The organism is Promicromonospora sp. NPDC110617, assembly GCF_055598465.1.
The window spans coordinates 36,847-49,516 of the sequence record NZ_JBVKBM010000006.1; the positions used below are offsets into that span (position 1 = coordinate 36,847).

Sequence of the window (12,670 nt, forward strand, 5' to 3'; positions counted from 1 at the left end):
CATCCGGACCGGGAACGCTTCCCGGGGTGTGAGCCGCGCGATGCTCACGCCGGGCGTGCGCCCGGCCCGCGCCCGTCTCACTCCCGGGGGAACACGTGGGAGAGGTCCGTCTCCCACCGGTCCAGGGCGCCCGCGGGGAGCTGCCAGACGTACTCGTTCTTGAGCTTGCCGCTGTCCGTGGCGAACGGTCCGGTGCGGTGGGCGTAGAACGCGATGGTGGGCAGCGTGCCGTCCGGCGCGGTGCGGACGCCGTTGTGGAAGTCGCCGTTGCGGCGCCTGAGCTCGTCGACGACGAAGACGCGCAGCCGGTCCTGGTCCAGGGTGGCCGCCTCGGTCGCGCTCGCGCCGAGCTGGAGCGCGATGTGGAGCTGGCGGTCGCCGCGCTCGTCCTCGTAGCTGATCAGGCGGTGGTTCTCGACCGCCTCCAGGAGCTCGGGGTCGCTGTGCACCACGTCGCGCAGCGCGTCCGGCCCGATGACGGCGCCGTTGTAGTCGACGGACAGGTCGGAGCGCCCGTAGTGGAACAGCAGCGGCAGGTCGAGGAACTTCTCGGCCACGACCTCGTGGTGGCCGAGCTCCTTGAGCACCGGCAGGACGTCGCGCACGCGCATGACGTGGCCGCGGTCGTGGATGTTGTAGCGCACGCGGGGGTTGATGTTGCGGTCGCGGGCGATGGTCACGACCAGCTCGCCGTCGTCGTTGGTCTCCAGCAGGTAGTCGAAGGGGTTGAACTGGAAGATCATCGGGAGCACGCCGTACTCGCCGGTCCGCGTCAGCCGCTCGGACAGGCGCGGGTCCGCGCTGACGGCGCGGCGCAGGGCGACGGTGAAGTCGGTCTCGATGCTGAGGTTGATCTCCAGGTCGCTCGCCCCGTAGGAGCCGAACACGCTGTGGGCGTACTTCAGGATGTGCGAGCGCATGTTCTCGCTGATGCCCTCGCCGCCGAACGCGGCCACGATGTCGTAGGCGGCCCAGTCCAGCCGGTCGTCCTCGAACAGGGACTTCAGGAACGGCGGGTAGCTGGTGATGATGTAGGTGTAGTCGGTCCCGAACTCCTGCATCGTGGCGATGATCTTGTCCTTGTCGGGCCCGCAGGACTTGATCATCGTGACCTCGGTCAACGAGGCCGTGACGTTCATGCCGGTGGCCCACGCGCCGAGCGAGAACGCGTTGAGCACGAACGGCTTCTTGCGCAGGGTCGACGCCGTCCGCGCGAAGCCGACCTGGAGGAGCTGGCGGGTCGCCGCGCGCTCCTCGCTGCCGCGCACCCAGCTCGTGGGCGTCCCGGAGCTGCCGGACGACTCGTCCACGACGACGCCGCGCCGCGGCAGCGCTCCCCCGATGCAGCGCTCGGGGATGCTCCACCGCTTGACGTAGGACTCCTTGTCCATCTCCGGGATGCCCCGGAACGTCTCCGCGAGCGAGCCCGTGTGGCGCAGCCGGCTGTCGCGGCCGTGCTCGGCGAGGAACGCGCGGTAGGCGGGCACCTCGCGCGCCGCCAGGTCGAAGGTGCGCCAGGCGCGCAGCCGGCCGAGCCACCAGCGCAGCGGCTCGATGCCCGGCCCGAGCAGCAGCTTGTGCGTGTGCACGCTGTACGTCAGGGGGCGGACGACGGCGTCCACCAGGGCGACGAGGGTGAAGGCGAGGACACGTCTCATCGTTCGGCTCCCAGCAGCATCGAGGTGGCCGGACGGCGGTGCGCCACCGGCGGGGTCTTGCTGTACCCGAACCGGAACAGCATCCAGGCCATGCGGTCGCCGCTCTCGTCGGCGGCCACCTCCCGGGCGAACGCCTCGTGCGAGCCGGGGTTGGTGATCACCGTGCCGAACGGGTGGAGCCGCACGCCGTGGGCGGTGAGCTCCAGCCAGAGGCGCATGAAGGTGCGACCCGCCTCGACGTGGTCGGCCGGCCGCGCGAACGGGCCCTCCAGCCAGCCGAGCTGCCGCACCCCGCGCATGGTGTTCAGGTACATCGCGCGGATCGCCCCGCCGATGACCGGCGCGTCCCACAGGCCGCGGTGGCCCATCGCGAACCGGAGCAGGCCGCCGGGCATGAGCATGGCCTCGGCGCTCAGACCGTCGGCCCGCGTGCGGGCGTCGTCCTTGCTGAAGCGCAGCCAGGTCATGATCTCCTCGTAGACGGCGTCGTTGCGCAGGTCGGAGAAGAGCGTGGCCTGGTTGATGTGCACCAGCCGGCGCACCGTGCCCGGCTCGGCGGTCGTGCGGAACGTGTGCCCGGCCTCGCCGGCGACGGCGGTCGCGGCGGCCACGACGTCGTCGGGCACCAGCCGGGCGTCGTACGGACGGCGCGACGTCCGGCGGGACCGGAACAGCTCGAGCCGCGCACGGGCGGCGTCGGACACGGGGCGCGGGACGAGCCGGACCGTGCCCAGGTGGTGCAGGCGGTCGGTGCCGCCGAAGTCCATCTCGCCGTGGTCGAGGGTCTCCTCGACCCCGTACCCGAGCCCCTCGGCCACCGTGCGGAGCGACTCCAGGAAGACGCCGGCGCAGACGTGCCCGAACGGGATGCCGAACGACTCGGCGGGCAGCCCGAGGTCGAGGTCGTAGTAGAGCGCGGCGGTGGACTCGTCCACGGGGCGCAGCTTGATGGGCTGCGAGTTGTGGGGGGACGGGTAGTGGCGGGCGTCCTCGACGATGCTCAGCCACGGCTCGGTGTGCGACACGACCGCAACCTAGCGCGAGCAGTGGACCTACCGACCGGCAAGATGTCGAACCGTTATGCACCCCGGAAAGTTGAGTGCGGGGTATTTGTGCTCCCGGACCGGCCGGAAGCGCAAATACCCCGCACTCAGCGGCGCGTGATCAGTGGCGGTCGCGGTAGACCTGGACGACCGTGGGGCGCGGGCCGCGGAAGTCGCCGGCCTCGACGGTGGCGCCCGCGCCGACGTAGTCCGGGAAGTACGAGTCCGGCGCCTCGAAGGAGCCGTTCTCGCCCGGGTGCTGCACGTTCACGTAGACCATGCCGTCGCGCGAGTCGACCAGCGGCCCGCAGGTCTCGGCACCCGCGGGCACCGAGAGGAACTGCTGGACGTGGCCCCGCTCGCGGCCCGCGACCGGCACCTTGAACAGGCCGTCGCACCGGGCGATCGCCGACGAGCTGGGCTGGCCGTCCGTCGAGATCCAGAGGTTGCCCTCGGCGTCGAACGCGAGGTTGTCGGGGCACGAGATGGGCGAGACCCGGTCCTTCGGGTAGCCCGAGAAGTACGTGCCCTCGACGGCGGGGTCGCCGGCCACGAGCAGCAGGTTCCACGTGAACCGCGTGGAGGTCTGGTCGCCCGACGGGATGATCTCGACCACGTGGCCGTCCCGGTTGCCGTTGGTGGTCACGCCGCCGACGACCTTGTGGGTGCGCGGGTTGGCCTCGGTGGCGCCCTCGGTCGCGTTGCCCGGGGTGCGGCCCGAGTTGTTGGTGCAGGCCACGTAGATCCGGCCCGTGACGGGGCTGATCTCGACGTCCTCGGGGCGGTCCATCTTGGTGGCGCCCACCTTGTCCGCCGCCAGGCGCGTGTAGATCAGCACCTCCTCGACCGACATGCCCGGAACCTTGCTGCGGCCGTCCTGGACGAGCGGGAGCCACTCACCGGTGCCGTCGAACGCGCCGTCTGCCGGCACCGCGCCCGAGCCGTCGATCTGGGCGGCCGGCGAGTCGCCGGTGAACTTGGCCACGAACAGGTCGCCCTCGGACAGCAGCGTCTTGTTGTGGGTGCGCGCCCAGCGGGAGTCGCCCTTGGCCACGCGGTCCTTCGAGACGAACTTGTAGACGTAGTCGAACGCCTGGTCGTCGCCCATGTACGCGACGGCGTGACCCTTGCGGGACAGCGTGACGTTGGCGCCCTCGTGCTTGAACCGGCCCATCGCGGTGTGCTTGACCGGCTTGGCGGTCGGGTCGTACGGGTCGAGCTCGACGATCCAGCCGAAGCGGTTGGCCTCGTTCTCGTAGCCCGCGGACTGCGCGAAGCGCGGCTCGTCGGCCTCCCAGCCGTAGCTGGTGGAGGTGCCGATGCCGTAGCGGGCGTCCGCGGTCGGGTTCACCCCGGCGGCCACGAAGTAGCCGTTGAAGTTCTCCTCGCCCGACAGGACGGTGCCCCACGGCGTGGTGCCGCCGGCGCAGTTGTTCATGGTGCCCAGCACGCGCCGGCCGGTGCGGTCCGCGGCGGTCTTGAGCAGGTCCGAGCCGGCGGCCGGGCCGTCGAGCACGAACTCGGTGTCCAGGTGGATGCGGCGGTTCAGCACGCTGATGCGCTGGTAGTCCCACGGCTTGCCCGTGCTGCGGCGGCGCACCTCGACGACGGCCATGCCGTGCGCCGCCCGCTCGATCGCGCGGGAGTAGGCGTTCTTGGTGCGGCTGCCGTCCGCGGCGATGTCCCAGTACCTCGCGGTGGGCGGGAACATGATCTCGGGGTTGGTGTACTCCAGGTTCGAGACGAGGATGCCGCGCGTCCCGCGGTGCTTGTCGCCGGGCTGGATCGGCAGGATGTCGAGGTAGTCGCAGTTGTAGCCGAACTGCTTGGCCTGCTGCTCCGGCGACTGGTTGTTCGGGTCGAAGGTGCGGCCGCCCGGGAGGATCGGGTCGCCCCAGCGGATGATCGGGTCCCAGGTGTAACCCTCGGGGACCACCAGCGCGTCGACGTCGACGGGCTGCGGGTCGATGGCGCCGAACGACAGGCCCTTGCTGTGCCCGCCGCCGGGGAACCGGCCCTCGGGCAGCGGCGCGGCGGCGGCCGACGGCGCGTCGGCGGTGCCCTGCGCGCCGATCACCACGGCACCGGCGGCGACGGCCAGCGTGCCGAGCATCGCGCGGCGCGACAGCACCGAGCTCACGACGTCCTTGAAGTACTCGTTGGCGCTCTCGTTCGGCGCGGGGTGAAGGCACGCGTCATTGCACTTGAGGCGACAGGTGACGGGGCTGCGCTTGCCACGCGCATGCGTGTGCACCGTCAGCAGCGGGCGGTTCTCAGGGGCGATCGTCATCGGAGGCTCTCCGGTCCGAAAAGGGGGGTGGGACGTCGTCAACCTAGGAGCAGGCGATGTCTGCGCCACGAAAGGTCCGGTACGCCCAGGTGAACGGGACGTGTCCAGCAGGTGGGTGCTCCGGGCTCCGGGCTCCGGGGCCACAGCCGACTTCGGTCGTTCGCATCGAGATCGGTCCTGCGATGGACCGGTCTCGATGCAGGCGGCCGAGGTCACTGGCCCCGCGTCCACCTAACCGACGAGAGCGCGGCTCGTGACGTCCCGCCAGCCCTCGGCACGCAGCAGCTGCTCCGCGCCGCGCGAGCGCAGGCCCCGCTCGCACACGACGACCACGGGCCGGTCGGCCGGGTGGTCCAGCAGCTCCGGCGGGAAGACTCCGGCGGCCAGGTCCTCCAGGCGCGCGAACACGGCGCCGGGTACGCCGCCCGGCCGCAGCCCGACGTCGAGCAGCAGCACGCCGGGGGCGCCGGAGTCGCCGGGCCTCTTCGGCTCGCTCAGCCCACCGGGCAGGTCGGACGACGACGGCGGTACCTCCACCGTGCCCGGTGCCACCGAGGGCGACCCCGCCGACACGGGCGCCGCGTCCGCGCCGTCGACGTCGGCCGCCGGCGGCGCGGCCAGCTCGATCGTGTCCCACGCGGACGTCCGCGCGTCGTAGGCGAGCAGGCGGCCCAGCGCCGGGTCGCCCGTACCGGTCAGGACCTTGACCGCCTCGACCGCCAGGGTCGAGCCCACCACGCCGCACGCCGGGCTGAGCACGCCCACGGTCGCGCACGACTCCCCCTCGGGCGGCTGCGGGCCGAATACGTCGGGGTAGGTGATCGCGCGCCCGTCCGGCGACGCCGACCAGAAGACGCTCACCTGGCCGTCCCAGCCCAGCACGGTGCCCCAGACGACCGGCAGCCCCAGCCGCGCTGCGGCGTCGGACACGGCGTAGCGCGTCTCGAACGTGTCGGAACCGTCGACCACCAGGTGGTACCCGGCCAGGATCGCGGCGGCGTTGTCCCTCGTGAGCCGCTCGCGGTGCACGATCACCTCGACCTCGGGGGCCAGCCCGCGCAGGGTGTCGGCCGCCGAGTCAGGCTTGGCGCGTCCGACGTCGGCCACCGAGTGCAGCACCTGGCGCTGCAGGTTGGAGGCCTCCACGACGTCGTCGTCGATGATGCCGAGCGTGCCCACGCCGGCCGCCGCGAGGTACTGGAGCGCGGGCGACCCGAGGCCGCCCGCACCGACCACGACGACGCGCGACGCGGCGAGGCGCTCCTGCGCGGCCAGACCGAAGCCGTCGAGCAGGAGGTGTCGCGCGGCCCGACGGCGCTCGGCGGGCCCGAGCCCGCCTGCGGGGTTCACGAACGGCTCCATCCCGTCATTCCACCACCTCGAACGGGGTCGGCGCACACTCCCCCTCGAGGCCCGGGTTTCTCCGCTGTGCGACGTCCGAAAGGCGAGAAACCCGGGCCTCGAAGAGAACCCGGCGAGCGCGGACCGGCCGGTCCCGCGGGGCAGCCGGTCCAGACAGCCGGCCGGACGGCATCGGCCGGACGGCGCCGGACGCCGCCCCGGGTCAGCCCTTGCGCTTGCGGATCTCCGCCGCGGCCTGCGGGAGCACGTCGGCGAGCTGTCCCACGACGGCGAAGTCGCAGATCTCGAAGATCGGCGCCTCCGGGTCGCTGTTCACGGCGACGATCACCTGGGACGCCTGCATGCCGCCGCGGTGGTGCGGCGCGCCCGAGATACCGGCGCCGATGTAGACGCGCGGGGCGATCGTCACGCCGGTCTGCCCGACGTACGAGTCCCACCAGCCCTCGAACGCGGCGTCGCGGGACGCACCCACGGCCGCGCCGAGCGCGTCCGCGAGGTCCTCCACGGGGCCGAAGTCGCCGTCGGTACCACGTCCCCCGGCGACCACCACGGCCGCCTGGTCCAGCGGCGGCCGGCCGCTGGTGTCGGCCTTGACCTCGCGGGACAGCAGCGCCACGGGCGACGCCGGCACGTCGACGGCGTAGCCCTCGGTCACCGGCTCGACCGCGGCCTCGACGGGCTGCGCGACGGCGGAGTTGGCCCGGACCGTCACCACGGCGACGTCGGCGGTCACCGCGCACTCGGTGTCCCACGAGCCCGCGAAGACGCGCTTGCCGGCCACGACTCGACCGTGCACGTCGCGCAGCGAGGAGGCGTCGATGACCAGGCCCGCACCCAGGACGTGGGCGGCCAGGGCGGCGGCCTCCTTGGCGGCGAACGACGTGGGCAGCAGGACCGTGTCGGCGTCCGTGAGCCGCACGGCGGCGGCCAGGGCGGCCGCGACGACGGCGGGCAGGTGCAGCTCGTCACCGCTCACGCAGGCGCCGTCCCGGGCGGGCTCCGCCTGGTGCACGGTCTCGACGCCGTACGCGCCGAGCTGCGCCAGCACCTCGACGGTGGGGGCCTCCAGGGCGACTGCCTCGACCCGGCCGAGGCCGCGGGCGATGGTGAGCAGCTCCAGCGTGCTGGTGCGGACCTCGGTCGCGGGGTCGAGCAGGACCAGGACGGTGCGGTTGGTCATCTGGGTTTCTCCTCGGAGCGCTCAGGCTCTGTCTTTCCTGGTCTGACCCTGCGGTTCGGCTGCGGGCGCGTGCCTCGTTCCTCGGCCCCCACCCTTCGCCTCACCTCCGGCTCAGACCAGGTCGTTGCGGATCAGGAAGTCGGCCAGCGCCACGCCGCCCTCGCCCTTGTCGGTGACGAGCTCCACCTCGGGGCGCGCGGGGCGCGGGGCCGCCGACAGGGTCTCGGTGCGGGCGCCCGCGCTGCCCGCCACGGCGGGGTCGAGCCCGAGGTCAGCCGGGGACCACACCTCGATCTCCTTGCTGCGGGCCGCCATGATCAGCTTGAAGCCCGGGAACCGCGGCTGGTTGGCGCCGTCCGTCACGGACAGGACGGCGGGCAGCGGTGCGGTCAGGGACTCGGTGACGTCGTCGATCTCGCGGGTGATCGTCAGCACGCGCTCGCCCGAGTCGGCCGGGTCGGCGAGCGCGACCTTCTTGGCGAGGTTCAGCGTGGGCAGGCCCAGCTCGGCGCCGAGCAGCGTCGGGACCACGGAGCCCAGGCCGTCGAGGGCGGCCATGCCGGTCACCACCAGGTCCACCGGCGCCTCGTCGCCCAGCTTGCGGACGGCGGCGGCCAGCACCGCGGCGGTGCCGAAGTAGTCGGAGCCGGCCAGGGCGTCGTCGGACACGCGGATGCCCCGGTCCACGCCGAGCTGGAACGCCTTGCGCAGCGCCACGTCGCCGTCGGGCCCGGCCATGGTGACCACGACCACCTCGCCCTCGTCCGCCCCGATCCGGCCGGCGGCGCGCTCCGCCTCGACGATCCGCAGGGCCGCCTCGATCGCGTTCTCGTCCAGCTCGTTGAGGGTGCCCTCCCCGGCCGTGCGCACGACCCGGCCGTCGGAGAAGCCACGCTCCGTGTTGATGTCCGGGACGTACTTGGCGGTGACCACGATGCGCATGGGGTAACCGTACGACGTCCGGCGGCGTGGGACGGATCGGGTCCATCGGCGGGCCTGAGACGATGGGGCATATGGCGCAGTCACGACGAGCAGAACCGCAGCGAGCGCCGGGCGACCCGGTGCCCCGCCCGGTCGTCCGGCCGCTCATCCGGCCGTCGGCCCGCCGCAGCCACGTGCCGCCGCTGGGCGTGTACGTGACGCCGGACGGCGGGATCGACGCGGCCGTGCTGGCCTCGCACGCGACGGCGGTGGACCTCTGCCTCATCGACGTCACGGACCCGGCCCTGGACGAGCACGACCCGGCCCGGTACACCGAGCGCCGGTTCGAGATGGTGGGGCCGGTGTACGGCGTCTGGCACACGCACGTGCCGGACGTCGCGCCCGGTCAGCGCTACGGCTTCCGCGTGTACGGGCCGTGGGACCCGCGCGCGGGGATGCGGCACAACCCGGCCAAGCTGCTGGTCGACCCGTACGCCCGCGGGTTCGCGGGCCGGCTGCGCTACGGGCCCGAGGTGGTCGGCGCGGTGAGCACGGAGCGCGAGGACGGCTGGTGGCTCAGCGACCCGTACGGCCCGCCGGACGCGACCGACTCCCTGGCGTACGTGCCGCACTCCGTCGTCGTCGGGCCGCTGCCGCCGCCCCCGCCGCTGACCCGGCCCCGGGTGCCGTGGGCCGACACGGTGGTCTACGAGGCGCACGTGCGCGGGCTCACGATGCTGCGCGAGGACGTCCCCGAGGGGCTGCGGGGCACGTACGCGGGCGCGGCGCACCCGGCCGTCGTCGAGCACCTGAAGAGTCTCGGCGTCACGACGCTGGAGCTGCTGCCGATCCACAAGAGCGTGGCGGAGCCCCGGCTCGCCGCGCACGGGCTGTCGAACTACTGGGGCTACAACACGCTCGGCTTCTTCGCGCCCAACGCCGCGTACGCGACCCGGGCCGCGCAGGAGCAGGGCGCGGAGGCGGTGCTCGACGAGGTGCGCGGCATGGTGCACCTGCTGCACGACGCGGGCATCGAGGTGCTGCTCGACGTGGTCTACAACCACACCTGCGAGGGCGGCGACGACAGCCTGCACCTGTCCTGGCGCGGCCTCGACAACCCGGTCTACTACCTGCACGACGGCGCCTCGCCGGCCGCGCTCGCGGACGTCACGGGCACGGGCAACTCGCTGGACTTCCGGCGGCCGCGCGTGATCCAGCTCGCCCTGGACTCGCTGCGCTACTGGGCCGAGACCGTGGGCGTGGACGGGTACCGGTTCGACCTCGCGGTGACGCTGGGCCGCGGCAACGTCGGGTTCGACCCGGACCACCCGTTCCTCGTGGCGCTGCAGACGGACCCGGTGCTGTCGGGGCTCAAGCTCGTGGCGGAGCCCTGGGACGTGGGGCCGGGCGGCTGGCAGACGGGCTCGTTCCCGCCGCCCATGGCGGAGTGGAACGACCGGTTCCGCGACGCCGCGCGCGGGTTCTGGCTGGACGCGCCCAAGCAGGGCGTGCGCGGACAGGAGATGCGCGGCCTGCGCGAGCTGGCCACGCGGCTGGCCGGGAGCGCCGACCTGTTCGGTCCGGGCGACCCGCCGCTGGTGCGCGGGCCCGTGGCCTCGGTCAACTACGTGACGGCGCACGACGGCTTCACGCTCGCCGACCTGGTCGCCTACGACCACAAGCACAACGAGGCCAACGGCGAGGACAACCGCGACGGGTCGGACAACAACCTGTCGTGGAACCACGGGCTGGAGGGGCACACCGCCTCGGGCGACGACGCCACGACGGAGCCGTGGCAGGCGATCGTGCCGCCGCGCCGCAAGTCACAGCGCAACCTGCTGGGCACCCTGCTCCTGGCCGCCGGCACACCCATGCTCACCGCGGGCGACGAGCTGGGCCGCACCCAGGGCGGCAACAACAACGCCTACGTCCAGGACAACGAGACGTCCTGGCTGCACTGGGCCCTGGACGACGCCGCCACCGATCTCCTGGAGACCACCCGCTACCTGGTGCGCCTGCGGCGCGAGCACCCGGCGCTGCGCGCCGACTCGTTCTTCCTGGGCTCGCCCCGGCCGCACGAGACCGACACCGACCTGCTGTGGTTCTCCGAGACCGGCACGGCCATGGAGGTCGACACGTGGAACCAGCCCGGCCGCCGCGTGCTGCAGATGCTGCGGCCCGGACCGGCAGCGGGCGACGCGGACGTGCTGCTGGTCATCAACGGCGGCCTCGACGACGTCGAGGTGACGCTCCCGCCGCGCGACGGCGCGGCGCCGTGGGAGCTGGTCTGGGACTCCGCGTGGGACGCGCCCGTGGTGCCCGACGACGAGACCGGGCCCCGGACGTCGGTGACCCTGGACGCCCTGAACATCAACGTGCTGCTGTCCCGGGGCACCTGACCCGGCCGGTCGTTTCACCCGGGTTGTGCAGGGCCGGGGGCACCGCGGGGGGACGGTCCTGGCTAAGGTGCGCACATGACTGACTCCGTCCACAACAACGCCGTTGGCACCACGGGGAACACCGACGTCATCGTCATCGGTGCGGGCCTGTCCGGGCTCGTCACCGCGACCGAGTTGACCGCCGCGGGCAAGCGCGTCGTCCTGCTCGACCAGGAGCCGGCCGCGTCGCTGGGCGGGCAGGCCTGGTGGTCGTTCGGCGGGCTGTTCCTGGTCGACTCCCCCGAGCAGCGCCGGCTCAAGGTGCGCGACTCCGCCGAGCTGGCGTTCTCCGACTGGCTGGGCTCCGCCCAGTTCGATCCCGGCGCCGAGCGCGGCGAGGGCCCGGACCGGTTCGGGTACCGGTGGGCCCAGGGGTTCGTCGAGTTCGCCGCGGGCGACCTGCGGCCCTGGCTGCACGCCAAGGGAGTGCGCTGGTTCCCGCTGGTGCAGTGGGCGGAGCGCGGCGGCTATCCCGCCGGCGGGCACGGCAACTCGGTGCCCCGCTTCCACGTCACGTGGGGCACCGGCCCCGCCGTGGTGGAGCCGTTCGTCGCCGCGGCGCACGAGGCCAACCGGGCCGGGCTGCTCGACCTGCGCTTCCGGCACCGGGTCACCTCCCTGGTCGTCACCGACGGCCGGGTCACCGGCGTCCGCGCGGAGATCCTGGCCGACGACGACGCCGGCCGGGGCGAGCCGTCCGGCCGCACGGTGACCGGCGAGGTGGAGCTGTCCGCCCAGGCCGTCGTGGTCGCGAGCGGCGGCATCGGCGCGAACCACGACCTGGCGCGCGCCCGCTGGTCCGCCGGCGCCGGCCGCCTGCCGGAACGGATGCTCTCGGGCGTGCCGGACTCCACCGACGGCCTCATGCTCGGCGTCGCCGCCGACTCCGGCGCGACGCTGGTGCACGAGGACCGCATGTGGCACTACCCGGAGGGCATCGCGAACCACTCGCCGGTCTGGACCCGGCACGGCATCCGGATCCTGCCCGGCCCGTCGTCGCTGTGGCTCGACGCCGACGGCAACCGGCTGCCCGGTCCGCTGTTCCCCGGCTTCGACGCGCTCGGGGCCCTGCAGCACGTGACAACCCGCGGCGACGACCACTCCTGGTTCGTGCTGAACAAGACGATCATGGAGAAGGAGTTCGCGCTGTCGGGCTCGGAGCAGAACCCCGACCTGACCGGCAAGTCCGTGCCGCTGCTCCTGGAGCGGGTGCGCGGCCGGTCGGTGCCGGTGCGCACCTTCGCGGAGCAGTCGGAGGAGTTCCTCTGGGCCGACACCCCGGCGGAGCTCGCCGGGAAGATGAACGCGCTGACCGCCGCCACGCCCGGGTCGAGCGGGCACGTCGACGCCGCCGCCCTGGGCGCGCTGATCGCGGCCCGCGACGCCCAGGTCGCCACCGGGCTCGGCAAGGACCCGCAGGTCGTGGCGACGTCGGCCGCGCGGCACTTCATCGTGGACAAGGCCATCCGGGTGTCGCCGCCGCGGGCGCTGACCGACCCGCAGGACGGGCCGCTGCTCGCCGTGCGCCTGTCGGTGCTGACCCGCAAGACCCTCGGCGGCCTGTGGTGCGACGAGACCGGCCGGGCGCTCACCCCGGACGGGGAGGTGCTGGAGGGTCTGTGGGCTGTGGGCGAGGCCGCGGGCTTCGGCGGCGGCGGAGCCCACGGGCACCGCGCCCTGGAGGGCACGTTCCTGGGCGGCTGCCTCTTCACGGGCCGCACGACGGGCCGCGCCCTGGCGGCGGCGCTGTGAGTGGCCGGCTGACTCGGCAGGCATGA

Annotated in this window: 8 protein-coding genes; 2 read left to right on the forward strand and 6 right to left on the reverse strand. The window is 73.3% G+C overall.

All coding sequences use genetic code 11. The annotated features are described in order from the left end of the window. Window positions 1-77: 77 nt before the first annotated feature. The 6 genes from ACZ7LE_RS25655 to ACZ7LE_RS25680 form a co-directional block, all read right to left on the reverse strand. The gene (locus tag ACZ7LE_RS25655; protein ID WP_470406051.1) at window positions 78-1,658 is read right to left on the reverse strand and encodes a phenylacetate--CoA ligase family protein; all 1,581 of its coding nucleotides are present in this window, start codon (window positions 1,656-1,658) and stop codon (window positions 78-80) included. Further along, on the reverse strand, window positions 1,655-2,683 hold the full coding sequence (locus ACZ7LE_RS25660; RefSeq protein WP_470406052.1) for a hypothetical protein: 1,029 nt from the start codon (window positions 2,681-2,683) through the stop codon (window positions 1,655-1,657). Before ACZ7LE_RS25660 ends, ACZ7LE_RS25655 begins: the two co-directional genes overlap by 4 nt. 139 nt (window positions 2,684-2,822) lie before the next feature. Then, window positions 2,823-4,991: a PhoX family protein gene (locus ACZ7LE_RS25665; protein ID WP_470406053.1), complete on the reverse strand. Its 2,169-nt coding sequence runs from the start codon at window positions 4,989-4,991 to the stop codon at window positions 2,823-2,825. 231 nt (window positions 4,992-5,222) lie between these two features. Then, complete coding sequence (locus ACZ7LE_RS25670) at window positions 5,223-6,353, reverse strand: ThiF family adenylyltransferase (protein ID WP_470406054.1); 1,131 nt, start codon at window positions 6,351-6,353, stop codon at window positions 5,223-5,225. Window positions 6,354-6,555: 202 nt separating this feature from the next. Continuing rightward, window positions 6,556-7,533, reverse strand: coding sequence for an electron transfer flavoprotein subunit alpha/FixB family protein (locus ACZ7LE_RS25675; RefSeq protein ID WP_470406055.1), 978 nt, complete (start codon window positions 7,531-7,533; stop codon window positions 6,556-6,558). 111 nt (window positions 7,534-7,644) lie between these two features. Continuing rightward, window positions 7,645-8,475 (reverse strand): electron transfer flavoprotein subunit beta/FixA family protein, encoded by an 831-nt coding sequence (locus ACZ7LE_RS25680; RefSeq protein WP_470406056.1) that lies wholly within the window; start codon window positions 8,473-8,475, stop codon window positions 7,645-7,647. A 71-nt stretch (window positions 8,476-8,546) separates the two neighbouring features. Between ACZ7LE_RS25680 and glgX the strand changes: the two genes are divergently transcribed. Next, on the forward strand, window positions 8,547-10,853 hold the full coding sequence (gene glgX / locus ACZ7LE_RS25685; protein ID WP_470406057.1) for a glycogen debranching protein GlgX: 2,307 nt from the start codon (window positions 8,547-8,549) through the stop codon (window positions 10,851-10,853). 75 nt (window positions 10,854-10,928) lie between these two features. After that, window positions 10,929-12,644: an FAD-binding dehydrogenase gene (locus tag ACZ7LE_RS25690; RefSeq protein WP_470406058.1), complete on the forward strand. Its 1,716-nt coding sequence runs from the start codon at window positions 10,929-10,931 to the stop codon at window positions 12,642-12,644. The last annotated feature ends 26 nt before the right edge of the window (window positions 12,645-12,670 follow it).

Excerpts from the sequence above, each read along its gene's own strand:
- ACZ7LE_RS25675 (WP_470406055.1), bottom strand. The coding sequence starts at position 7,533 with ATGACCAACCGCACCGTCCTGGTCCTGCTCGACCCCGCGACCGAGGTC.
- ACZ7LE_RS25680 (WP_470406056.1), bottom strand. The coding sequence starts at position 8,475 with ATGCGCATCGTGGTCACCGCCAAGTACGTCCCGGACATCAACACGGAG.
- ACZ7LE_RS25665 (WP_470406053.1), bottom strand. The coding sequence starts at position 4,991 with ATGACGATCGCCCCTGAGAACCGCCCGCTGCTGACGGTGCACACGCAT.
- glgX (WP_470406057.1), top strand. The coding sequence starts at position 8,547 with ATGGCGCAGTCACGACGAGCAGAACCGCAGCGAGCGCCGGGCGACCCG.
- ACZ7LE_RS25690 (WP_470406058.1), top strand. The coding sequence starts at position 10,929 with ATGACTGACTCCGTCCACAACAACGCCGTTGGCACCACGGGGAACACC.
- ACZ7LE_RS25670 (WP_470406054.1), bottom strand. The coding sequence starts at position 6,353 with ATGGAGCCGTTCGTGAACCCCGCAGGCGGGCTCGGGCCCGCCGAGCGC.
- ACZ7LE_RS25655 (WP_470406051.1), bottom strand. The coding sequence starts at position 1,658 with ATGAGACGTGTCCTCGCCTTCACCCTCGTCGCCCTGGTGGACGCCGTC.